This window comes from Pseudomonas sp. SP16.1 (assembly GCF_052682975.1).
Genome location: NZ_JBQYFZ010000001.1, coordinates 4824771 through 4847171, shown reverse-complemented (window position 1 = coordinate 4847171; position 22401 = coordinate 4824771). Strand labels below are relative to the sequence as shown.

Sequence of the window (22401 nt, the reverse complement as noted above, 5' to 3'; positions counted from 1 at the left end):
TATGCCAGAAAAGAGAATTCCTTGGCATCCTCCGGTCCGATAGAGAGCGGCTATCGCCCGAAAAAGTTCATCAATGACGGGTCGGAGCCGGCGCCTCGCTGCCGCCACCGGCGAACAGCTGGGCGATGTCGGCGGCGTCGAAGGCGTAGCGCTCGTTGCAGAACTGGCAGTCGATCACCACCTGGCCACCCTGTTCGGCCAGCAGCAGTTCGGCGTCGTGCTGGCCGAGGCTGACCAGGGCACCGGCCGACCGCTCGCGCGAGCAGCTGCAGCGGAACTGCAGCGCCTGCGCGTCGAACAGGCGCACGTTCTCCTGGTGGTAGAGGCGATGCAGCAGGGTCGGGTTGTCCAGGCCGAGCAGTTCCTCGGCGGTGAGGGTGTCGGCCAGGGTCAGCAGGTGGTTCCAGCTTTCCTGGCGCGCCTCGGCCTCGCGCTGCTGTTGCGGCGGCAGCTGCTGCAGCAGCAGGCCGCGGGCACGCTGACCGTCGGCCCTGAGCCAGAAGCGGGTGGGCAGCTGCTCGGAGCTGGCGAAGTAGTTGGACAGGCACTCGGCCAGATCGACGCCGTCGAGGGCGACTATGCCCTGGTAGCGCTGCCCCTTGGCCGGGTCGACGGTGATCGCCAGCACGCCGTCGGGCATCAGGTCGTGCAGCTCGGCATCGGCGCTGATGCGCTCACCGTCGTAGCGGGCGATGCCGCGCAGCTCGCGGGTGCTGGAGCACTCCACCATCAGCAGCGACAGCGGGCCTTCCGAGCGCGCCTGCAGGACCAGCAGGCCATCGAACTTGAGGGTGCCGACCAGCAGGGCGGTGGCGGCCATCAGCTCGCCGAGCAACTGCGCCACCGGCTGCGGATAGCTGTGCTTGGCCAGCACGTGGGCATAGCTCTCGCTCAGGGCGACCATCTCGCCGCGCACGTCGGTGTCGTCGAAGAGAAAGCGTTGGCTGAAATCGGTCATCGCGGGCTCGCCTGCCTGGGTCTGCATAAAAAGGCTGGCGATTTTATGCACAAATGCCCGACCAACCAAGGCCCGGGTGTCGCGTGAGGGCCATATCGGCCGAGCCGCGGCGGCGCGCGCCTGGGCGGATGGGGGCGGACATGCACGCCTGAGCGGGCGGTGGACGAGGCCGTGCCATGTCCAGCCTGCGCCTCCTACTCCTCGTCCGCCCAGGGGTGGCGCAGGCCGCCGTCCTGCTGCTCGTTGAAGTGCTGGATCTGCCGGCGCTGCTTCTTGCTCGGCCGACCGTCGGTCTGCACGCCGAGGGCGCCGGCCTTGCGCATGGCCGCGGCCTGCTCGCGGCGGGCGACGCTCTCCTCGGTCTCGCGGTACAGCAACTGCGCCTCCGGCGCGCCGCGGCGCACCGCCGACAGCGCCAGCACCACCACGGTGCGCTCGTCGAAACCGGTGCGCAGCACGTACTCGTCACCGACCCTCGGCTCCTTGCCCGGCTTGCAGCGTTCGCCGCGGTGGTGCACCTTGCCGCCCTCGATGGCCGCCTTGGCCAGCGCACGGGTCTTGTAGAAGCGTGCGGCCCACAGCCACTTGTCCAGGCGCACCTTGTCGTCGTCTTTGTCGCTCATCTGACTCCCTGGGATTGCGCATCCGCCGAGATCTGCCTGATGCAGTTGTCCCACGGCGCTACTAGAATGCGCGCAATCATAGGCCGTGTAGCCGGCAGGGGACACTCTCACCTTGAAGACCTTCGACCAGCTCAGCGTGATCGGCCTGCGCGAGTGGATCAATCTACCCGAGCTCGGCATCGTTGGCCTGCGCGCCAAGATCGACACCGGCGCCAGCACCTCGAGCCTGCATGCCAGCGATATCCAGCCGTTCCAGCGCGATGGCGAGGACTGGGTGCGCTTCACCGCCTACCTCGGCACCCAGGTACAGCGGCGCCACCGCTGCGAAGCAGCGCTGGTCTCGGTCAAGCGCATCAAGAGTTCCAATGGCCAGGCGCAGAGCCGCTACGTGATCCGCACCCACCTGGCCCTGGGCGATCGCCTGTGGCCGGTGGAATTCACCCTGGCCTGCCGCAAGACCATGCGCTACCGCGTGCTGCTCGGCTCCAAGGCACTGATCGCCGGACAGCTGGTGGTCAACCCGGCGCTCAGCTACGTGCAGGACAAACCCTCTCTCCCCTCCTCCGCCCCAGGTGCCCAATGAAGATCGCCGTGCTGTCGCGCAACCCGCGCCTGTATTCCACCCGTCGCCTGGTGGAGGCCGGGCAGCAGCGCGGTCACGAGATGCAGGTGATCGACACCCTGCGCGCCTATATGAACATCGCCAGCCACAAGCCGCAGATCCACTACCGCGGCCAGGCGCTGGAGGGCTTCGACGCGGTGATCCCGCGCATCGGCGCCTCGGTGACCTTCTATGGCTGCGCGGTGCTGCGCCAGTTCGAGATGATGGGCGTCTACCCGCTCAACGAGTCGGTGGCCATCAGCCGCTCGCGCGACAAGCTGCGCGCCCTGCAGCTGCTGTCGCGCAAGGGCATCGGCCTGCCGGTGACCGGTTTCGCCCACTCCCCCGACGACATTCCCGACCTGATCCAGATGGTCGGCGGCGCGCCGCTGGTGATCAAGGTGCTCGAGGGCACCCAGGGCAAGGGCGTGGTGCTGGCCGAGACGCACAAGGCGGCCGAGTCGGTGCTCGAGGCCTTCTTCGGCCTGAAGCAGGACATCATGGTCCAGGAGTACATCCAGGAGGCCGGCGGCGCCGATATCCGCTGCTTCGTGGTCGGCGACAAGGTGATCGCCTCGATGAAGCGCCAGGCCAAGGCCGGCGAGTTCCGCTCCAACCTGCACCGCGGCGGCACCGCCAGCCTGATCAAGATCACCCCGGAGGAACGCATGACCGCGGTGCGCGCCGCCAGGGTGATGGGCCTGAACGTCGCCGGAGTGGACATCCTGCGCTCCAACCACGGCCCGCTGGTGATGGAGGTCAATTCCTCGCCGGGCCTGGAAGGCATCGAGACCACCACCGGCAAGGACGTCGCCGGGATGATCATCCACCACCTGGAGAAGAACGCCGAACCCGGGCAGACCCGTACCAAGGGGCGGGGTTGAACCGCTACCGGCACAGGCGCTGCAAGCTTCGCAGGGTGGATTAGCGGCGCCGAATGCCGCTCTTCCAGGCGCAGATGAAGGTCGTGCGCCGCGTAACCCACCAGACGATAGACCGTGTTGCGCCGATGGTGGGTCATGCCGCAGCAAGCACAGCGGGTATTTCAAAAGCCGTGACAGGCGGCTAACCCACGAGAGCGGCGCTCGCATACGGCAACATCCCGCGCCGCCTAGCGGTGGTGATCCTCCAGCCAGGCGAGCAGTTCCGTCTCGCTCAGCGGCCGACTCAGCAGGTAACCCTGGCCCAGCGAGCAGCCGTGCTCGCGCAGTAGCTCCAGCTGGGCGTCGCGCTCGATGCCCTCGGCCACGCATTCCAGATCGAGGTTGCGGGCGATCACCAGGATGGTCTGCACCAGCATGCGCCCGCTCTGCTCGCCATCGAGATCGGCGACGAAGCTGCGGTCGATCTTCAGCCGGTCCAGCGGCAGGCGCTTGAGGTAGGTGAGCGAGGAGTAACCGGTGCCGAAGTCGTCGATGGCGAAGCGCACGCCCAGCGTCTTGAGCTGGTGCATGTTGCCGATGCAGCGGTCGACGTCCTCCAGCAGCACGCCCTCGGTGATCTCCAGCTCCAGCGCGGTGGCCGGCACGCCATGGCGGCGCAGGCAGGCCTCGATGCGCGCCACGCAGTCGGCCTGGCGCAGCTCGCGCGGGCTGAGATTGACCGCCAGCACCAGCTGCGGCCAGTCCTGGTGCCAGCGGCTCAGCGCCGCGCAGGCCTGCTCCAGCACCCAGTGGCCGACGTCCTGGATCAGCCCGGTCTCCTCGGCCAGCGGGATGAACTGGTCCGGCGGGATATCGCCGCGTTCCGGGTGGCGCCAGCGCAGCAGTACCTCGGCGCCGGCGACCCGTCCGGTGGCCAGCGCCAGTTGCGGCTGGAATACCAGGTGCAGCTGGTTGCGCGCGATGGCCTGGCGCAGTTCGCCCTGCAGCTGCAGACGCTGGTCGATGGCCGCCTGCATCTCCGGAGCGAAGAAATGCAGGGCGTTGCGCCCGGCGTGCTTGGCCCGGTACATGGCGGTATCGGCCTGCTTGAGCACGTCGGCGGCGTTCTGCCGGTCCAGCGGGTGCAGGGCGATGCCGATGCTGGCACTGATCGACAGCTCGTGGCCGTCGATCACGCAGCTGCCGAGCAAACCGCGCAGCAGCTTGTCGCCCACCGCGGCAGCGTGCTCGGCGACCACTCGCGGATCGTCGCCGAGCGCCTCCAGCAGCACCACGAACTCGTCGCCGCCAAGGCGCGCCAGGGTGTCCTCGGCGCGCAGCTCGCGCGCCAGGCGGGTGGTCACCTCGCGCAGCAGGGCGTCGCCGACCAGGTGGCCGAGGCTGTCGTTGACGGTCTTGAAGTGATCCAGATCGATGAACAGCAGCGCACCCAGGCTGCCCTCGCGCGTCTCGCGGTCCATGGCGTGCTGCAGGCGGTCGAGCAGCAGGCGGCGATTGGGCAGCCCGGTCAGTTCGTCGCTGTAGGCCAGCCGCTCGATCTCACGCTGGTAGCGCTGGCGCTCGGAAATGTCGGTGACGCTGCCGCGGATCAGCACCTCCTCGCCCGGCATGCGCACCAGGCGCACCTCGCAGGGTAGCTGGCGGCCGGCGCTGTCGCGGTGCAGCCACTCGAACACCGGCGCCTCGCCGGCGATGGCGCGCTTGAGATGGTGCTTGCCGATCGCCACCGACAGCTGGCCGTCGGCCTGGCGCGGCGGGCTGATATCCAGCACCGTCTTGCCCAGCAGCTCCTCGCGGCGATAGCGGAACAGGCGCAGGGCGTTTTCGTTGAAGTCGACCATGCCACCTTCGGGGGTGAACAGCATGATCGCCTCCGGGGCGTGTTCGACCAGGGTGCGGTAGCGCGCCTCGGCCTGGCGGCGGGCGCTGACGTCCTCGACCAGTAGCAGGAACATCCCCGGATGGCCCTGGCCGTTGCGCACCACGCGCAGGCTGAGGCGGGTGTGCACCACCTGGCCGTCGGCGCGCAGGAAGCGCTTGTCCAGCTCGAAGCCCTCGCTGTCGCCGTCCAGCACCGCATCCAGATGCTGCTGTTCGGCGGCCAGGTCGTCCGGATGCGACAGCTCGTCCCAGGCGCAGCGCTGCAGCTGTTCGCGCGAGCGACCGAGGATGCTGCACAGCTTCTGGTTGACTTCCTCCCAGCCGAAGGTCGGCGTGGTCAGCGCCATGCCGATCAGCGGCGCCTCGAAGAACAGGCGCAGGCGTTCGTCGCGCTCGCGCAACTGCTGCTCGGCACGCTTGCGCTCGCTGATGTCCTGGATCGCACCGTAGACGCGCACCAGGATGACGCCGTCGCGCTCGGCCACCCCGCGCAGACGCACCCAGCCGCTGCGCGAGGCCAGGCGCGCCTCCAGATCGAAGTGGTTGCGCCCGGCCAGTGCCTCGGCCAGGTTATCGCGGATCTGCACCTGGCTGGCGGCGTCGTAGTAGTCCAGCGCCTGCTCCAGGGTGGGCGGGCCGAGCGCCAGGTCGCGACCGACGATGCGATAGCAGCCATCGCTCCAGAACATGCGCAGGTCGGCCAGCTCCAGCACCCAGCCGCCGATGTCGGCGATGCTCTCGGTCTGGCTGAACAGATGGCTCTGGCGCAACAGGGCCAGGCGCTGCTGCTCGACCTTGGCGGCCAGTTCCTCGCGCACGGTGACGTCCTGCTGCAGGCCGACGAAGTGGCTGATGCCTCGCTCGTCGCGCATCGGCGCCAGCACCACCTCGTTCCAGAACAGGCTGCCGTCCTTGCGGTAGTTGCGCAGCACCGCGCGAACGCTGCGCCCCTCATGCAAGGCGGCGCGCAACGGCTGCAGCTCGCGCTGGTCGCGATCGTCGCCGATCAGGAAGCGACAGTTGCGACCAATTACCTCGTCGGCGCGATAGCCGCTGATCTGGGCGAATGCCGGGTTGCTGTAGATCAGCGGCAGATCGGGCTGGCGCGCATCGGCGATGGTCACGCCCAGCGGGCTGGCCTCCATGGCCAGGTTGGCCAGGGCCAGCTGTTGTTGCATCTGCGTGCTGCGCGCCAGGGCATGGCGCAGATCGCCGAGGACGCGGCCGATCAGCAGCGCGGCGCTCATCAGCAGCAGCACGGTGAGCTGCAACAGGCTGCGTTGCAGGTCCGCCCCGGCGGGGCCGAGTTCGCCGCGCAGCAGCGGCACGACCAGGGTCGCCGCGAACGCCAGGAGAACCCCGTACAGCGCGCCGGCAAAGGCATGACGCAGGGCCAGCACCAGCATGCCGATGCCCAGCAGGGGCAGCGCCAGCGGCGACGACAGGTTGCCGAGCAGCAGCATCAGCGCCACGAAGGCCGTGGCGGCCAGCAGCCAGCCGTGCGGCGAGCGGCTGATCGCCAGCGCCGGCGCCGTCTGCGGGCCCGTCTCCAGCCAGCCGCGGGCGCGCAGCCACGGGGTGGCGAAGGCCAGCAGCGGCGTGGCCAGCGCCAGCAGGCCGATGGCATCGGCCTGCCACAGCGCCAGGCTGGCCTGCAGCCATGCCGCGTCGGACTGGTAGCCGGTGAGCCAGAGGTTGCCCTGCAGGGCGACGGCGACCAGGCTCACCGGCGCCAGCACGCCGCAGGCGAGAAAGCGCAAGAGGTCGGAGAGACGGCCGAGACCCGGGTCGAACGAGCGTCCCCGCAGCAGCCACCCGCCCAGGGCCACCGCGGCGGTCTCCGGCAAGGCGTAGAGCGGCGCCCACTGCCAGGGCAGCCCCCATAGCGGCGCGCTGAACAGCGCGTTGAGATAGAGCGCCGGCAGTACCCGCGGCCCCCACCACAGATACAGCGCCAGCCCCAGGACCAACGGCAGGTAGCACAGCGCCACGCCGTCGTTCAGGCGGGTGCTCAGGGACAACCAGGTCCCCAGATGGAAAAGCGGCAGCGGTAGCCACCAACTCCATAGGGGCAGACGGGCGGGAAAGGCGGTGGACATGCGGGCCTCGAGTCGGTGCGCAGGCACAGCATAGCCCAGCGCCGAGGCTCTAGGCAGCCCATTGCCAGCATCCGAGCAGGGTGGCGCGGACGCTGGCTGGGTGCTGGCAGGAGGTTCCGGCCCGAGCCAGCCGGACTGGGGCTAGACCGCGTCGCGCGGCAGCAGCAGCCCCAGCGGCAGGCACACCCTTGCCTCCAGGCCGCCGCCGGAGCGGTTGCGCAACTCCACGCTGCCGCCATGCAGCGCGGCGATGCGCCGTACTATGGCCAGGCCGAGACCGGTGCCGCGGCCGCCACGGGCGCGATCGCCGCGGATGAAGGGGTTGAAGATGCTGTCCAGCTCGGCAGGATCGATGCCGCTGCCGCGGTCCAGCACGCTGAGCACCACATAGGGCGCGCTGTGATCGCCGGCCAGGCTGGCGACCACCTCCACGGCGTCGCCGCCGCCATGGTTGAGGGCGTTCTCCACCAGGTTGGTGAGCAGGCGCTTGATCGACACCCGGCGCAGCGGAAACGCCGGGATGGCCTCCAGGCACAGGCGCACGCGCTCGCCATTCTGGTTGTAGGGCGCCAGCGTGTCGCGCACCAGCTCGGCGAAGTCCGCCTCCTCCACCGGCTCGTCGCGACCGTCGCGGATGAAGGCGAGGAACTGGTCGAGAATGGCGTCCATGTCTTCGATGTCGCGCACCATGTCCTCGGTCAGCTCCGAGTCGCTGTGCATGAATTCCAGCGCCAGGCGCAGGCGGGTCAGCGGCGTGCGCAGGTCGTGCGAGACCCCGGCCAACATCAGCTCGCGTTCGCGCGCGGCCTGCTCGACGTCTTCGGCCATCTGGTTGAAGGCGCGATAGACCTCGGCCATCTCGCTCGGCGTGTCACCGATAGGCAGGCGCACGCTGCGCCCCTGACCGAGCTGGCGGGCGGCGAACACGAGGCGCTTGAGCGGTGCGCTGAGCTGGCGGACGAAAATCCAGGCCGCCGCGGTGGACAGCAGGCCGATGCCGAGGAACCAGCCGAGCACGCTCCAGATGCGCTGGCCGCGCAGCGGGTGCGGGTACATCGGCACGCGCAGCCACTCGTCACCCAGGCTCGGCGCGCGCACCCAGAGCGCCGGCGGCGTGGTGGCGCGCACCCGTACCTCGGTATCCGGGCCCAGCTCGGTCTGCATCTGCCGCTGGAATATCTCGCTGTAGGGCCAGTGCTGCTCGCTGGCCGGCACCTTGTCGCGCGGGATGCGCTTGAGCCCCGCGGCCTGGGCGATGTGCACGCGGTCCTCGGGGTTGGCCGCCCAGTAGGCGCGCAGGGTCAGCGCCGCGCCGTGGCTGTACTGGCGGTCGACCAGCATGTCCTCGTTCATCATCAGGTAGACCAGGGTCAGCGCCTTGGAAAACAGTACGACGATCAGCACCAGCCAGAGGGTGCGGGCGAAGAAGCTTTGCGGGAACCAGAGCGGGGTTTTCATCGAGGTAGCACAACACCTGTGTGGGCACGCGCGGCGGAGTGCCTGGCGCAGGGTGGATCACGCTTTATCGATCCACCGGGTGAAGATCCATCGAACGATGCCAGGGTGGATGAGAGAGGCGTCATCCACCCTAGGACTTATTCCCATCCGGCACGAAGACGTAGCCCACGCCCCAGACCGTCTGGATATAGCGCGGTTTGGACGGGTCCGGCTCGATCAGCCGGCGCAGGCGACTGATCTGCACGTCGATGGAGCGCTCCAGCGCATCCCATTCGCGGCCGCGGGCCAGGTTCATCAGCTTGTCGCGGGTCAGCGGCTCGCGGGCATGCTGCACCAGCGCCTTGAGCACGGCGAACTCGCCGGTGGTGAGCATGTGCACGGCATCGCCCTTCTTCAGCTCGCGGGTGGCCAGCGACAGCTCGTACTCGCCGAAGCTGACGCTCTCGTCCTCGCTGCCCGGCGCGCCGGGCACCACCGGCGCCTGACGGCGCAGCACGGCTTTGATCCGCGCCAGCAGCTCGCGCGGATTGAACGGCTTGGCCAGGTAGTCGTCGGCACCCAGCTCCAGGCCCTGGATGCGGCTGGACTCGTCGCCCTTGGCGGTGAGCATGATGATCGGGATCTGGTTGTTCGCCTCGCGCAGCCGGCGGCAGGCGGACAGGCCGTCCTCGCCGGGCAGCATCAGGTCGAGCACCACCAGGTTGAACAGCTCGCGGGCCAGCAGGCGATCCATCTGCTCGACGTTCTCCACGGCGCGCACGCGATAACCCTGTTCGTCGAAGAAACGCTCAAGCAGGCGACGCAGACGGGCGTCGTCGTCGACGATCAGGATCTTCTCGCCTTCGGCGGCGGGGGCGCTGTGGCTCATGGCAACTCCTTGGCTGAAGCCCGCTCGCGCGCCGCGCGGCCAGGCTGGAATGGCGGCATTATGGCTCAGGCGCCCTGGCGGGCGCTCCAGCCATTGTTAGCAGATTTTTCCCCGAACGGTTCCCAGCGCCGGCGGATGCGGTGTTTATAATGCGCCGCCGCCTCGACCTGGCAGTCGCACAGCGCCCCTCCTCCGCCCCTCTGCCGCCATGGCATGGACGCGGGCAAGGGCGCTCACGGCCAAGTCGACTCAATTGATTCGCGCGCGCCGTGCCGCCGGCATGGCCGCCCTGTGGGTAGCTTTTTTATGGACAGCATCAACAACCGCATCGCCGAAGAACTGGGCGTGCGCCCGCAACAGGTCGCCGCCGCCGTGGCCCTGCTCGACGAAGGTTCCACCGTGCCCTTTATCGCCCGTTACCGCAAAGAGGTGACCGGCAGCCTCGACGACACCCAGCTGCGCCACCTGGAAGAGCGCCTGCGCTACCTGCGCGAACTGGACGAGCGCCGCGTGGCGATCCTCGCCAGCATCGAGGAACAGGGCAAGCTCACTCCCGAACTCAAGCGCGAGATCGCCCTGGCCGACACCAAGACGCGCCTGGAAGACCTGTATCTGCCGTACAAGCAGAAGCGCCGCACCAAGGGCCAGATCGCCCTGGAAGCCGGCCTCGGCGAGCTGGCCGATGCGCTGTTCGGCAATCCCGAGCTGTTCCCGGAAAGCGAAGCCGAACGCTTTATCGACGCCGAGAAAGGCTTCGCCGACGTCAAGGCCGTGCTCGAAGGCGCCAAGTACATCCTGATGGAGCGCTTCGCCGAAGACGCTGCGCTGCTCGACAAGCTGCGCAGCTTCCTCAAGGACCACGCCACCCTCAGCGCCCGCCTGGTGCCGGGCAAGGAAAACGAAGGGGCCAAGTTCAGCGACTACTTCGAGCACGACGAAGCGCTCAAGGGCGTGCCGTCGCACCGCGCCCTGGCGATCTTCCGCGGCCGTAACGAGGGCATCCTCAGCGCCAGCCTGAAGGTCGGCGAGGAGCTGCCCGGCACCCTGCACCCCTGCGAGCTGATGATCGGCGAGCGCTTCGGCATCAGCGCGCAAGGCCGCGCCGCCGACAAGTGGCTGGCCGAGGTGGTGCGCTGGACCTGGAAGGTCAAGCTGTACAACCACCTGGAAACCGACCTGCTCGGCGAGCTGCGCGAGAAGGCCGAGGACGAGGCCATCGCCGTGTTCGCCCGCAACCTGCACGACCTGCTGCTGGCCGCGCCGGCCGGCCCGCGCGCCACTCTGGCGCTCGACCCGGGCCTGCGTACCGGCTGCAAGGTGGCGGTGGTCGATGCCACCGGCAAGGTGCTGGAAACCGCCACCGTCTACCCGCACGCGCCGCGCAACGACTGGGACGGCACCCTGGCGGTCCTCGCCAAGCTGTGCGCCAAGCACGGCGTCGACCTGATCTCCATCGGCAACGGCACCGCCAGCCGCGAGACCGACAAGCTGGCCGCCGAGCTGATCAAGAAGGTGCCGGGCCTCAAGCTGACCAAGGTGATGGTCTCCGAGGCCGGCGCTTCGGTGTACTCGGCCTCGGAGCTGGCCGCGCGCGAGTTCCCCGAGCTGGACGTGTCGCTGCGCGGCGCCGTGAGCATCGCCCGCCGCCTGCAGGACCCGCTGGCCGAGCTGGTGAAGATCGACCCGAAATCCATCGGCGTCGGCCAGTACCAGCACGACGTGTCGCAGCTCAAGCTGGCGCGCTCGCTGGACGCCGTGGTCGAGGACTGCGTGAACGCCGTCGGCGTGGATGTGAACACCGCCTCCGCCGCGCTGCTGGCGCGCATCTCCGGGCTGAATGCGACCCTGGCGCAGAATATCGTCGCCCATCGCGACCAGAACGGCGCGTTCAAGACCCGCGCCGAGCTGAAGAAGGTGCCGCGCCTGGGCGAGAAGACCTTCGAGCAGGCCGCCGGCTTCCTCCGCGTGATGAACGGCGACAACCCGCTGGACGCCTCGGCGGTGCACCCGGAAACCTACCCGCTGGTCGAGCGCATCGCCCAGGACACCGGCCGCGACATCCGCTCGCTGATCGGCGACTCGGGCTTTCTCAAGCGCCTCGACCCGGCCAAGTTCACCGACGAGCGCTTCGGCCTGGTCACCGTCGGCGACATCCTCAAGGAACTGGACAAGCCCGGGCGCGACCCGCGTCCGGAGTTCAAGACCGCCGAGTTCCAGGAAGGCGTGGAAACCCTCAAGGACCTCAAGCTGGGCATGGTGCTCGAGGGTGTGGTGACCAACGTCACCAACTTCGGCGCCTTCGTCGACATCGGCGTGCACCAGGACGGCCTGGTGCACATCAGCGCGCTGTCGGAGAAGTTCATCAAGGATCCGCACGAGGCGGTCAAGGCCGGCGACGTGGTCAAGGTCAAGGTGATGGAGGTGGATATCCCGCGCAACCGCATCGCCCTGTCCATGCGCATGGGCGATACCCCCGGCGAGAAGGTCGACGGCCAACGCGGCGGACAATCGCGCGCTGGCAACCGTGGCGGCAACGCGCCGCGCAGCGAGCGTCATTCCAGCCAGGACAAACCGGCCCCCGCCAGCGGCGGCATGGCTGCCCTGTTCGCCAACGCCAAGCAGTTGAAGAAATGAGCACGAGCGACAAGGTCGGCGCCAGCAGCGCCTTTTCCCGCCTGCTCGGCCTGGAGATTCTCCAGGTCGGCGGCGGCGAGGCGCGTGTGCGCCTGAGCCTCACCGACGAGCTGCGCAACCTGCACGGCAAGCTGCACGGCGGCGCACTGTTCTCGCTGATCGACACCGCCATGGGCCAGGCCAGCCACAGCCTCGGCGATGGCGGGCCGAGCAGCGTGACCCTGGAGTGCAAGATCAACTACATCCGCCCGGTGTCCGAAGGCAGCGTGCTGTGCCACGCCAAGGTGCTGCATGCCGGTCGCCGCACCCAGGTGGTGGAAGCGGAAGTGCTGCAGGGCGACAAGCTGGTCGCCAAGGCACAAGGCACCTTCGCCTGCGTGTAACCGGCGCCGCGCTCGCCGATCTAAGCTGGGTAACCGCCCGCCCCTTGCAGAGTGCCGGGGCGATCCCCATATTGTGGCGACTGCCCAGTTAGGAAGTGCATCTTGAGCGATCTTCTCTCCCGCCGCCTGGCCCTGCTCGGCGAGCCGGCCCACCTGTCCCTGCTGGGCCAGTGCCTGCATGGCATCGAGCGCGAATGCCTGCGCGTCGAGCAGGACGGCCAGCTGGCCCTGACCCCGCACCCGCAGGCGCTGGGCTCGGCGCTGACCCATGCGCAGATCACCACCGACTATTCCGAGTCGCTGCTGGAATTCATCACCGGCACCGCCACCGACCCGGCCGCCACGCTGGACGAGCTGGAACGCATCCACCGCTTCGTCTACAGCCAGCTGGACGACGAGCTGCTGTGGAGCCCGTCGATGCCCTGCACTCTGCCGGACGAGGAGGACATTCCCATCGCCCGCTACGGCAGCTCCAATATCGGCCGGCTCAAGTACGTCTACCGCAAGGGCCTGGCGTTGCGCTACGGCAAGACCATGCAGTGCATCGCCGGCATCCACTACAACTTCTCCCTGCCCGAGGCGCTGTGGCAGCTGCAGCAGCAGGCCGAAGGCGATACGCAGAGCGCGCGCGACTACCAGTCGGCGCGCTATATCGCGCTGATCCGCAACTTCCGCCGCTACAGCTGGCTGCTGATGTACCTGTTCGGCGCCTCGCCGGCGCTGGACAAGGGCTTTATGCGCGGCCGCCCGCACCAGCTGCAGGAACTGGACGCCATCACCCTGTATCTGCCCCATGCCACCAGCCTGCGCATGAGCGACCTGGGCTACCAGAGCAGCGCCCAGTCCGGCCTGACCCCCTGCTACAACGACCTGGCCAGCTACACCGACAGTCTGCGCCTGGCCGTGGCCACGCCCTACCCGGCCTATGTCGAGGCCGGCATCAAGCGCGATGGCCAGTGGCAGCAGCTCAACACCAACATCCTGCAGATCGAGAACGAGTACTACTCGAGCATCAGGCCCAAGCGCGTCACCCGCAGCGGCGAGCGACCGATCCAGGCGCTGATGAACCGCGGCGTGCAGTACGTCGAAGTGCGCTGCCTGGACATCAACCCCTTCCTGCCGCTGGGCATCGACCTGGCCCAGGCGCGTTTCATCGACGCCTTCCTGCTGTTTTGCGCCCTCGAAGACAGCCCGCTGCTGGAAGGCGGCGAGTGCCGCAGCTGTACCGACAACTTCCTCAAGGTGGTCAAGGAAGGTCGCCGCCCCGGGCTGCACCTGCAGCGAGGCGGCCAACCGATCGAACTCAAGGCCTGGGCCTTCGAGCTGCTCGAACGCATCCGCCCGCTGGCCGAGCTGCTCGACCGCAGCCAGGGCGGGGCGGCGCACGGCGAAGCCCTGGATATGCAACAGGCCAAGGTCGAGGATGCCGACCTGACGCCTTCGGCGCAGGTGCTGGCGGCGCTGCGCCAGGGCACCAGCTTCGCCGACTTCGCCCTGCAGCAGAGCCGGCGCCACGCCGAGTACCTGCGCAGCCGGCCGCTCGACGCCGAGCAGCAGGCTGCCTTCGAGCAGGCTGCGCAGCGCTCGCTGGCCGAGCAGGTAGCGCTGGAGGCCCAGCCCCAGGGCGACTTCGACGCCTTCGTCGCCGCCTATCAGGCCAGCATCCTGGCTTTGGCGGAGTGAGCCGGCGAATCGTCGACTGGGTCACAAAGCCAGCCAGCGGAGCGAAAGCCGGGAGCGACGGCCGTGCCTCGGGATGCGCGGGCAGCTAGCATGGCGGGGTAAAGGACGAAGACGAGCAGCGACCATGGCCGACGACGCCACGCCGCAATGGAGCCTGGAGAGCCTGACCAAGGCCTACCAGCAAGGCTATATGGCCGGCCTCACCGGCCAGGCCAGAAACCGCCAACCCTATCCCGACGAAATCCCCGCCGCCGCCTGGGAGGCCGGCTGGGACGACGGTCATGAACAGCTGCGCCTGCAGCAGCACAGCGCCTGATGCGTAGGGCGTAGGGTGGATGTCGCCTTTTACATCCACCAAGCGGTGGATCGGTGAAGCGCGATCCACCCTACGGCAAACAATTCGTCGCCCCTACAACGCCTTCTCGAACACCTTGGAATTGCGCTGGTAGTTGTACAGCGAGGCGCGCGCGGCCGGCATGCGCTCGACGCTGCTCGGCTCGAAACCGCGCTCGCGGAACCAGTGGGCGGTGCGCGTGGTGAGCACGAACAGGGTCCTGAGCCCCAGCGCCCGCGCCCGTGCCTCGATCCGTGCCAGCAGCTCGTCGCCGCGACCGCCGTGGCGGTAGTCGGGGTTGACCGCCAGACAGGCCAGCTCGCCGCAATCGGAGTCGGCGATCGGGTAGAGCGCGGCGCAGGCGATGATCAGGCCTTCGCGCTCGACGATGCTGAACTGCTCGATCTCGCGTTCCAGCACCTCGCGTGAACGACGCACCAGGATGCCCTGCTCCTCCAGCGGACTGATCAGCTCGATCAGCCCGCCGACGTCCTCGATGGTCGCCTCGCGCAGCGCTTCGAACTGCTCCTGGGCCACCAGGGTGCCGTTGCCGGTGCGGGTGAACAGCTCGCTGAGCAGCGCGCCATCGGTGGCGTAACTGACGATATGGCTGCGCCCCACGCCGCCGCGGCAGGCCTGGGCTGCGGCATCGAGCAGCTCGCCCTGGTAGTTGCTGCCCAGCCGCGCCAGGTGCGCCGGCACCTGCTGCGGGCGCAGCTCGCGCACCAGCCTGCCCTGCTCGTCGAGCAGGCCGTCCTCGGCGCCGAACAGCAGCAGCTTGTCGGCGCCCAGGTCGATGGCGGCGCGGGTGGCGACGTCCTCGCAGGCCAGGTTGAAGATTTCCCCGGTGGGCGAGTAGCCGAGCGGCGACAGCAGCACGATGCTGCGCTCGTCGAGCTGGCGGTTGATGCCCTTGCGGTCGATGCGGCGCACCTCGCCGGTGTGGTGGTAGTCGACGCCGTCGAGCACGCCGATCGGCCTGGCGGTGACGAAATTGCCGCTGGTCAGGCGCAGGCGCGAGCCCTGCATCGGCGAGGCGGCCATGTCCATCGACAGGCGCGCCTCGATGGCGATGCGCAGCTGGCCGACCGCGTCGATCACGCACTCCAGGGTCGGCGCGTCGGTGATGCGCAGGTCGCGATGAAAGTGCGGGGTCAGCCCACGGGCGGCCAGGCGCGCCTCGATCTGCGGGCGCGAGCCGTGCACCAGGACCAGGCGCACGCCGAGACTGTGCAGCAGCACCAGGTCGTGGACGATATTGGCGAAGTTCGGGTGGGCGACACCCTCGCCCGGCAGCATGACCACGAAGGTGCAGTCGCGGTGGGCGTTGATATAGGGCGAAGCGTGGCGCAGCCAGTTGACGTAGTCGTGCATGAAAGATCCGTTTGAGCGTCGAGACAGGGGGCGGGTCAACCCGCCATGGCAGGTTCGAAGGCTTCTCTCATCGTCGCTGCACGTCGTGGCTCCGGGTCAGGCAGTAATGCTGGATAAGCTGGCGCAGCAGGCGCACGGTCGGCTCGATGCGGGCCAGCTCGAGGTGTTCGCCGGGCTGGTGCGCACAATCGATGTCACCGGGGCCGAGCACCAGGGTCTCGCAGCCGAGCTGCTGAAGATAAGGCGCCTCGGTGGCGAACGCCACCGCCTGTGCCGCATGCCCCGTCAGTCCCTCGGCCAGGCGCACCAGCTCGCTGTCCGCGCCCTGCTCGAACGGCGGCACCGCGGGGAACAACGGGCCGTAGTCGATGCGCACCTGGTGCTTGAGGGCCAGCGGCTGCAGTTTGGCGCGGATCGCCTCGCGCAGCTGCTGCGGGTCCATGCCCGGCAGCGGGCGCAGGTCGAATTCCAGGGCGCACTGGCCGCAGATCCGGTTGGGATTGTCGCCGCCATGGATGCAGCCCAGGTTCAGCGTCGGTTGCGGTACGCCGAACTGCGGGTTGTCGAATTCACGCTGCCACTGCGCGCGCAGTCCGCGCAGCTCGCCCATCACGTCCTGCATGGCCTCCAGCGCGCTATGGCCGAGCGCCGGATCGGAGGAATGGCCGCTCTGCCCGAGGATGTCGATGCGCTCCATCATGATGCCCTTGTGCAGGCGAATCGGCCTCAGGCCGGTCGGCTCGCCGATCACCGCGGCGCGTCCCAGCGGCCGACCGGCCTCGGCCAGGGCGCGGGCGCCGGCCATGGAGCTTTCCTCGTCGCAGGTGGCGAGGATCAGCAGCGGTTGCCGGAAAGGCTGATCGAGCAGCGGCCGCACCGCCTCGATGACCAGCGCGAAGAAGCCCTTCATGTCGCAACTGCCGAGGCCCACCCAACGGTCGCCGACCTCGGTCAGCTTGAGCGGGTCGCTCTGCCACAGTGCGGCGTCGAAGGGTACGGTGTCGCTGTGGCCGGCCAGCACCAGGCCGCCGGGACCGCTGCCGTAGCTGGCCAGCAGGTTGAACTTGCCGGGGGCGACTTGCTGGGTCTCGCAGGCGAAGCCGAGATCGCCGAGCCAGGCGGCGAGCAGTTCGATCACCGGCGCGTTGCTCTGATCCCAGCGCGGCTGGGTACAGCTCACCGAGGGCGCGGCGATCAGCGCGGCGAACTGCTCTTGGAAGGATGGCAGGGGCATCGGCGCTCTCCTGGGACGGTGCCCCCATCATAGGGGCATCGTCCTTCAGGTGAAACCGCCAGGGCGGGATCAGACCCCGCCGAACAGCCCGCGCAGGATGAAGAAGAAGAAGATCGACAGGGCCGCGCCCACCGGCAGGGTGATCAGCCAGGACATGAAGATCTTGCCGATCACCCCCAGGTTCAGCGCGCCGATACCACGGGCGATGCCGACGCCGAGCACGGCACCGACCAGGGTATGGGTGGTGGACACCGGCAGGCCGATGGCCGAGGCGCCGACCACGGTGGTGGCGGTGGCCAGCTCGGCGGCGAAGCCGCGGCTGGGGGTCAGCTCGGTGATTTCCTTGCCGATGGTGGCGATCACCTTGTAGCCGTAGGTGGCCAGGCCGACCACGATACCCACGGCGCCGAGCAGCAGGACCCAGGCCGGCAGCGCCGCCTTGGCACCGACCGCCTCGCCACCGCTCTGGATCACCCCGACGATGGCCGCCAGCGGCCCCACCGCGTTGGCCACGTCATTGGAGCCGTGGGCGAAGGCCATGGCGCAGGCGGTGAAGATCATCAGCACGGCGAACACCTTCTCCACGCTGGCGAAGTGGAAGCTCTTGTCCGCCTCCACGTCGACCTTGATGCGGCTGAGCAGGCCGATGCCGAGCAGCGTCACCAGCACCCCGATGGCGACGGAGAGCAGGAAGCCCTCGCCGCTGGAAAGGTGCAGGCCGACGTGCTTGAGGCCCTTGGTCAGGGTCATGATCGACACCATGAAGCCGGTGAGGAACATGTAGACCGGCACGTAGCGCTTGGCGTTGGCGAACGGCTTGTCGGTGTCGATGATCAGCTTCTGCACGCTGACGAACACGCCGAACGCGACCACCCCGGAGAGCACCGGCGAGATCACCCAGCTGGCGACGATGGGGCCGACGCCGCTCCAGTGCACCGCATCCATGGACACGCCGACAGCGGCGAAACCGATCACCGCGCCGACGATGGAGTGGGTGGTGGACACCGGCCAGCCGCGGGTGGATGCCACCAGCAGCCAGGTGCCGGCCGCCAGCAGCGCCGACATCATGCCCAGCACCATCAGGTTGGGGCTGATCATCGAGGCATCGACGATGCCGCTCTTGATGGTCTCGGTAACCTGGCCGCCGGCCAGGTAGGCGCCGGCGAACTCGAAGACCATGGCGATCAGGATCGCCTGCTTGATGGTCAGCGCACGCGAGCCGACCGAGGTACCCATGGCGTTGGCCACGTCATTGGCGCCGACACCCCAGGCCATGAAAAAACCGAAAAGGCAGGCAAGCACCAGCAGGACGAGCCCGTAGTCCGCAATCAGAGACATAAGTTAGTTTCCGTCGATCCCAGAAAGGACACTGGCGCTTAGCGCGCCAGCAGTTGTTCCAGTCGGTTGCCCACACGCTGGGCACGGTCGGCGACATCGCCGATCCAGTCGATGATCTGATAGAGGAACATCACATCGACCGGAGGAAGCTCCTTCTCCAGCCTGAACAGGTTGCGCCGCACTTCGATCTGCAGGCGATCGGTGTCCTGCTCGATCACGCCCAGCTCTTCGATCAGGGTCTCCACCAGCACCGCTTCGCGGCCGGCGAAACCGGTTTCCAGCAGCTCGTCCAGTTCGTTCATCGCCTTCAGCGCCTGGGCACTGGCGTCCACGCTGCGCTGCACGTAGGTACGCATCAGCGGCTGCAGGTCCTGCGGAATGCTCATCTGGCGGCCAAGCATCAGCCCGGCGATGTCCTTGGCGCGGTTGGCGACTTTGTCCTGTACACTGAGCAGCTCCAGCAGATCCGAGCGCGGCACCGGCAGGAACAGGCTCTTGGGCAGGTGCAAGCGAACGCTCTTCTTGAGCTTGTCGGCCTCGTGCTCGAGCCGGGACATCTCCTGTTGCACCTGCTCCACCCTGGCCCAGTCCTCGGCCATCACGGCCTCGAAGAAGGGCACCAGGTTCGCCGCGCACTCGTGGGCCTTGGCGATATGCTGCTGCATCGGGCCGATGGGCGAACGGCCGAACAGGCTGACAAAGGGATTGATAGGCATAGGGTAACCCCCCGTTCTGAGAAGGCGGCAAGTATAGGGATCGGCTTCGCCCACCGCCAGCGCGTGTCATCGTACCGTCATAATTTCCTACAGGCGTCTTAGCTTTCCATCATGGTCAAAGAAACCGAAATCAAACTGCGCGCCAGCCGCGCCACCCTGGCCGCCCTGCGCGAGCACCCGCTGCTGAAGAAGCGCAACAAGAGCGGCTGGCAGCGCGTCGAACTGTTCAACCAGTACTACGACACGCCCGATCGCGAACTGGCCGGCGCCAAGGTTGCGCTGCGCCTGCGCCGCGATGGCGAGCAGTTCATCCAGACCCTCAAGACCCGCGGCCAGAGCGTCGCCGGTCTGTCCGAGCGCAACGAGTGGGACTGGTACGTGAGCAAGGCCAAGCTGGACCTGAAGAAGCTCGACGACAGTTGCTGGCCGGCGAGCCTGGCCGAGCTGGACAAGAAAACCCTGCAGCCGCTGTTCTCCACCGATTTCGTCCGCGAGAAGGCCGAGATCGCCTGGGGCCGTGGCAAGGCCAAGGTGGTCATCGAAGCCGCACTGGATCTGGGCAAGGTGATCGCCGGCGAGGGCGAGGAAGAAATCTGCGAGCTGGAGCTGGAGCTGCGCCAGGGGGAGCCGGCCGCGCTGCTGGAACTGGCCTGCGAGCTGGCTGCCGAGCTGCCGCTGATGCCCTGCGACATCAGCAAGGCCGAGCGCGGCTATCGCCTGTTCGATGCCGGCAGCTACAGCCTGAGCCTGCCGGCGCCGCAGCCGAGCGCCGCAATGCCGCTGGACGACGGCTTCGCCGCGCTTGCCTGGCACCTGCTCGGCGCCAGCCAGCGCCTGGCCGAACAGTACCGTTTCAACGGCCATTGGAGCCTGCTGCAGGACTGGCTGGCGCAGTTGATCGACCTGCGCGCCCTGCTCGCCAGCCTCGGCCAGGCCGCGCCGCGCGCCAGCTCGCGTCAGCTGCGCGAGCAGCTCGACGCCTTGCTTGCCGACTGGCGCCCGCGCCTGGCCGCGGGCCAGAGCGACGACAGCATGCGCCGCAACGCCCCGGCGCTGTTCGCCGCCGAGCTGGACGGCTGCCGCTGGGGCCTGCTGTCGCTGCAGCTGTCGCACTGGCTGCTGACACGTGGCTGGGCGGTCGAGCGCAGCAATCGCGGCAACCGCCAGGGCGCTGCGGCGCTGGGCAGCTGGCTGCCCACCCTGCTCGCCGACGAGGGCGCCGCCCTGCAACTGCGCCGCTACCAGCAGCAGCCGGAAGACCTGGCCGAGCAGCTGCCGCGCCTGGAGCGCCTGCTGGTCTGGCTGCGCCTGGCCCGCGGGGTGCTCGAGGTAGCCGAGAGCGACCGTCTGTACGGCGAGCTGAACAAGCTGCAGTTGCTGGCCCAGCAGCCGCTGGACGACGAACAGCGCCAGCTGCGCGCGACCCAGGCGCAAATCGTGCAGAGCCTCAGGGCCTGGAAGGCGCTAGTGAAATAGCGCAAGACTCGGTGCGCACGGCGCAGCCTACTCGCCGATTAGCGACACCATGAACAACGGGCCCCGCGGGGCCCGTTGTCGTTTGCATGACGCCGGTCAGCCGGCGCGCTGCGGCTGCCAGGACGGGTTGGCGGTCTCGTCCATCGCCTGCTGCAGGGCCTTCTTGCGCCGCTCCTCGGTACGCTGGGCGAAGAACCAGGCGAGGAATGTGGCCAGCGACACCGCCAGCAGGATCAGGCTGGCCACCGCGTTGATCTCCGGTTTCACCCCCAGGCGCACGGCGGAGAAGATCTCCATCGGCAGGGTGGTGGAGCCGGGACCGGAGACGAAGCTGGCCAGCACCAGGTCGTCCAGCGACAGGGCGAAGGACATCATCGCCCCCGCCGCCAGCGACGGCGCGATCATCGGCACGGTGATCAGGAAGAACACCTTCCACGGCTTGGCGCCCAGGTCCATGGCTGCCTCCTCGATGGACAGGTCCAGCTCGCGCAGGCGCGCCGACACCACCACCGCCACGTAGGCCGAGCAGAAGGTGGTGTGGGCGATCCAGATGGTGGTCATGCCGCGCTGCGCCGGCCAGCCGATCAGCTGCGCCATCAGCACGAACAGCAGCAGCAGCGACAGGCCGGTGATCACCTCGGGCATCACCAGCGGCGCGGTGACCAGGCCGCCGAACAGGGTGCGGCCCTTGAAGTGGGTGACCCGGGTGAGCACGAAGGCCGCCAGGGTGCCCAGCGCCACCGCGGCGATGGCGGTGTAGCAAGCGATCTCCAGCGAGCGCATCACCGAGTTCATCAGCTGGGTGTTGTCGAGCAGGCCGACGTACCACTTCACCGACCAGCCGCCCCACACCGTCACCAGCCGCGAGGCGTTGAACGAGTAGATCACCAGGATGACCATGGGCAGGTAGATGAACAGCAGGCCCGCCCAGAGCATGATATTGGCGAAACTGAAACGCTTCATGGCCGGCCCTCCAACTCTTTGGCTTGGTTACGGTTGAAGAGAATGATGGGCACGATCAGGATCGCCAGCATCACCACCGCCAGGGCCGAGGCCACCGGCCAGTCGCGATTGTTGAAGAACTCCTGCCACAGCACCTTGCCGATCATCAGGGTCTCCGGGCCGCCGAGCAGTTCGGGGATGACGAACTCGCCGACCACCGGGATGAACACCAGCATGGAGCCGGCGATGATGCCGTTCTTCGACAGCGGCACGGTGATTCTCCAGAAGTTGTTGAAGTTGCTCGAACCCAGGTCGGAGGCGGCCTCCAGCAGGCTGAGGTCGTGCTTCACCAGGTTGGCGTAGAGCGGCAGGATCATGAACGGCAAGTACGAGTACACCACACCGATGTAGACCGCCACGTTGGTATTGAGGATCTGCAGCGGCGTGTCGATCAGGCCCATGCCCATCAGCAGATTGTTGAGCAGGCCGTTGTTACCGAGGATGCCCATCCAGGCGTAGACGCGGATCAGGATCGCGGTCCAGGTCGGCATCATGATCAGCAGCAGCAGCACCGTCTGGTGTTCCTTCGGCGCGCGGGCGATGGCGTAGGCCATGGGGTAGCCGATCAGCAGGCACAGCAGGGTGCTGAAGAAGGCGACCTGCAGCGAGCCCAGGTAGGCCGACAGGTACAGCGCATCCTCGGTGAGGAAGATGTAGTTGCCCAGGTTCAGCAGCAGCGTCAGCTTGCTGTCCGCCCACTCGTAGATCTCCGTATAGGGCGGAATCGCCACGGCGGCTTCGGCGAAGCTGATCTTCAGCACGATGACGAAGGGCAGCAGGAAGAACATGAACAGCCAGAGGAAGGGCACGCCGATCACGGCATGCCGCCCGCTGGGCAGGTAGCGCGAGAGTTTG

Annotated in this window: 18 protein-coding genes; 7 read left to right on the top strand and 11 right to left on the bottom strand. The window is 68.1% G+C overall.

The window, feature by feature from the left end:
- Positions 1 to 70: 70 nt before the first annotated feature.
- Together hslO and ACUTAF_RS22865 are read right to left on the bottom strand one after the other, a co-directional pair.
- Positions 71 to 958, bottom strand: a complete 888-nt coding sequence (hslO, locus tag ACUTAF_RS22870; protein WP_445582113.1) for an Hsp33 family molecular chaperone HslO — start codon at positions 956 to 958, stop codon at positions 71 to 73.
- Between the two features lie 194 nt (positions 959 to 1152).
- Entirely contained in the window at positions 1153 to 1581 is a 429-nt protein-coding gene (locus ACUTAF_RS22865; protein ID WP_445582112.1) for an RNA-binding S4 domain-containing protein, read from the bottom strand.
- Between the two features lie 112 nt (positions 1582 to 1693).
- Here ACUTAF_RS22865 and rimB point away from each other — a divergent pair, with 112 nt between their 5' ends.
- Positions 1694 to 2164 (top strand): retropepsin-like aspartic endopeptidase RimB, encoded by a 471-nt coding sequence (gene rimB, locus ACUTAF_RS22860; protein ID WP_445582111.1) that lies wholly within the window; start codon positions 1694 to 1696, stop codon positions 2162 to 2164.
- Positions 2161 to 3066 (top strand): 30S ribosomal protein S6--L-glutamate ligase, encoded by a 906-nt coding sequence (gene rimK / locus ACUTAF_RS22855; protein WP_445582110.1) that lies wholly within the window; start codon positions 2161 to 2163, stop codon positions 3064 to 3066. Before rimB ends, rimK begins: the two co-directional genes overlap by 4 nt.
- 227 nt (positions 3067 to 3293) lie before the next feature.
- Here rimK and ACUTAF_RS22850 read toward each other — a convergent pair whose 3' ends face one another.
- The 3 genes from ACUTAF_RS22850 to ompR form a co-directional block, all read right to left on the bottom strand.
- Positions 3294 to 7046 carry a bifunctional diguanylate cyclase/phosphodiesterase gene (locus ACUTAF_RS22850; protein WP_445582109.1) on the bottom strand — a complete coding sequence of 1251 codons (3753 nt, stop codon included), beginning with the start codon at positions 7044 to 7046 and terminating at the stop codon, positions 3294 to 3296.
- Between the two features lie 141 nt (positions 7047 to 7187).
- A complete protein-coding gene (locus tag ACUTAF_RS22845; RefSeq protein WP_445582108.1) occupies positions 7188 to 8504 on the bottom strand; it encodes an ATP-binding protein in 1317 nt (438 codons plus the stop codon).
- Positions 8505 to 8634: 130 nt separating this feature from the next.
- The gene (ompR, locus tag ACUTAF_RS22840; RefSeq protein WP_445582107.1) at positions 8635 to 9372 is read right to left on the bottom strand and encodes an osmolarity response regulator transcription factor OmpR; all 738 of its coding nucleotides are present in this window, start codon (positions 9370 to 9372) and stop codon (positions 8635 to 8637) included.
- Positions 9373 to 9678: 306 nt separating this feature from the next.
- Between ompR and ACUTAF_RS22835 the strand changes: the two genes are divergently transcribed.
- The 4 genes from ACUTAF_RS22835 (at position 9679) to rmf (ending at position 14388) form a co-directional block, all read left to right on the top strand.
- Positions 9679 to 12006, top strand: coding sequence for a Tex family protein (locus tag ACUTAF_RS22835; protein ID WP_445582106.1), 2328 nt, complete (start codon positions 9679 to 9681; stop codon positions 12004 to 12006).
- Positions 12003 to 12389, top strand: coding sequence for a PaaI family thioesterase (locus ACUTAF_RS22830; protein WP_445582105.1), 387 nt, complete (start codon positions 12003 to 12005; stop codon positions 12387 to 12389). Before ACUTAF_RS22835 ends, ACUTAF_RS22830 begins: the two co-directional genes overlap by 4 nt.
- Positions 12390 to 12491: 102 nt before the next feature.
- On the top strand, positions 12492 to 14072 hold the full coding sequence (gene gshA, locus ACUTAF_RS22825; protein WP_445582104.1) for a glutamate--cysteine ligase: 1581 nt from the start codon (positions 12492 to 12494) through the stop codon (positions 14070 to 14072).
- Between the two features lie 124 nt (positions 14073 to 14196).
- Positions 14197 to 14388: a ribosome modulation factor gene (rmf, locus tag ACUTAF_RS22820; protein WP_445582103.1), complete on the top strand. Its 192-nt coding sequence runs from the start codon at positions 14197 to 14199 to the stop codon at positions 14386 to 14388.
- A gap of 93 nt (positions 14389 to 14481) precedes the next feature.
- Here rmf and argA read toward each other — a convergent pair whose 3' ends face one another.
- From argA to ACUTAF_RS22800, 4 genes are all read right to left on the bottom strand, one after another.
- Entirely contained in the window at positions 14482 to 15780 is a 1299-nt protein-coding gene (gene argA, locus ACUTAF_RS22815; protein WP_445582102.1) for an amino-acid N-acetyltransferase, read from the bottom strand.
- A 67-nt stretch (positions 15781 to 15847) separates the two neighbouring features.
- Positions 15848 to 17014 (bottom strand): acetylornithine deacetylase, encoded by a 1167-nt coding sequence (gene argE, locus ACUTAF_RS22810; RefSeq protein ID WP_445582101.1) that lies wholly within the window; start codon positions 17012 to 17014, stop codon positions 15848 to 15850.
- Between the two features lie 69 nt (positions 17015 to 17083).
- Complete coding sequence (locus ACUTAF_RS22805; RefSeq protein ID WP_445582100.1) at positions 17084 to 18352, bottom strand: inorganic phosphate transporter; 1269 nt, start codon at positions 18350 to 18352, stop codon at positions 17084 to 17086.
- Positions 18353 to 18390: 38 nt separating this feature from the next.
- Positions 18391 to 19068: a TIGR00153 family protein gene (locus tag ACUTAF_RS22800; RefSeq protein ID WP_445582099.1), complete on the bottom strand. Its 678-nt coding sequence runs from the start codon at positions 19066 to 19068 to the stop codon at positions 18391 to 18393.
- A gap of 111 nt (positions 19069 to 19179) precedes the next feature.
- Between ACUTAF_RS22800 and ACUTAF_RS22795 the strand changes: the two genes are divergently transcribed.
- On the top strand, positions 19180 to 20544 hold the full coding sequence (locus ACUTAF_RS22795; protein WP_445582098.1) for a CYTH domain-containing protein: 1365 nt from the start codon (positions 19180 to 19182) through the stop codon (positions 20542 to 20544).
- Positions 20545 to 20640: 96 nt separating this feature from the next.
- On the opposite strand, the gene ACUTAF_RS22790 is transcribed toward ACUTAF_RS22795, so the two are convergent.
- Both ACUTAF_RS22790 and ACUTAF_RS22785 read right to left on the bottom strand, forming a co-directional pair.
- Positions 20641 to 21507 carry an ABC transporter permease subunit gene (locus tag ACUTAF_RS22790; RefSeq protein ID WP_445582097.1) on the bottom strand — a complete coding sequence of 289 codons (867 nt, stop codon included), beginning with the start codon at positions 21505 to 21507 and terminating at the stop codon, positions 20641 to 20643.
- Positions 21504 to 22385: an ABC transporter permease subunit gene (locus ACUTAF_RS22785; protein WP_445582497.1), complete on the bottom strand. Its 882-nt coding sequence runs from the start codon at positions 22383 to 22385 to the stop codon at positions 21504 to 21506. The genes ACUTAF_RS22790 and ACUTAF_RS22785 overlap by 4 nt, the downstream gene beginning before the upstream one ends.
- Positions 22386 to 22401 lie beyond the last annotated feature (16 nt).

Bases quoted from the DNA above. Each gene is read 5' to 3' on its own strand.
- ACUTAF_RS22800 (WP_445582099.1), bottom strand. From the start codon at position 19,068: ATGCCTATCAATCCCTTTGTCAGCCTGTTCGGCCGTTCGCCCATCGGC.
- ACUTAF_RS22790 (WP_445582097.1), bottom strand. From the start codon at position 21,507: ATGAAGCGTTTCAGTTTCGCCAATATCATGCTCTGGGCGGGCCTGCTG.
- rimK (WP_445582110.1), top strand. From the start codon at position 2,161: ATGAAGATCGCCGTGCTGTCGCGCAACCCGCGCCTGTATTCCACCCGT.
- ACUTAF_RS22830 (WP_445582105.1), top strand. From the start codon at position 12,003: ATGAGCACGAGCGACAAGGTCGGCGCCAGCAGCGCCTTTTCCCGCCTG.
- rmf (WP_445582103.1), top strand. From the start codon at position 14,197: ATGGCCGACGACGCCACGCCGCAATGGAGCCTGGAGAGCCTGACCAAG.
- hslO (WP_445582113.1), bottom strand. From the start codon at position 958: ATGACCGATTTCAGCCAACGCTTTCTCTTCGACGACACCGACGTGCGC.
- argE (WP_445582101.1), bottom strand. From the start codon at position 17,014: ATGCCCCTGCCATCCTTCCAAGAGCAGTTCGCCGCGCTGATCGCCGCG.
- ACUTAF_RS22835 (WP_445582106.1), top strand. From the start codon at position 9,679: ATGGACAGCATCAACAACCGCATCGCCGAAGAACTGGGCGTGCGCCCG.
- ACUTAF_RS22795 (WP_445582098.1), top strand. From the start codon at position 19,180: ATGGTCAAAGAAACCGAAATCAAACTGCGCGCCAGCCGCGCCACCCTG.
- ACUTAF_RS22805 (WP_445582100.1), bottom strand. From the start codon at position 18,352: ATGTCTCTGATTGCGGACTACGGGCTCGTCCTGCTGGTGCTTGCCTGC.
- ompR (WP_445582107.1), bottom strand. From the start codon at position 9,372: ATGAGCCACAGCGCCCCCGCCGCCGAAGGCGAGAAGATCCTGATCGTC.
- ACUTAF_RS22865 (WP_445582112.1), bottom strand. From the start codon at position 1,581: ATGAGCGACAAAGACGACGACAAGGTGCGCCTGGACAAGTGGCTGTGG.
- argA (WP_445582102.1), bottom strand. From the start codon at position 15,780: ATGCACGACTACGTCAACTGGCTGCGCCACGCTTCGCCCTATATCAAC.
- ACUTAF_RS22850 (WP_445582109.1), bottom strand. From the start codon at position 7,046: ATGTCCACCGCCTTTCCCGCCCGTCTGCCCCTATGGAGTTGGTGGCTA.
- ACUTAF_RS22845 (WP_445582108.1), bottom strand. From the start codon at position 8,504: ATGAAAACCCCGCTCTGGTTCCCGCAAAGCTTCTTCGCCCGCACCCTC.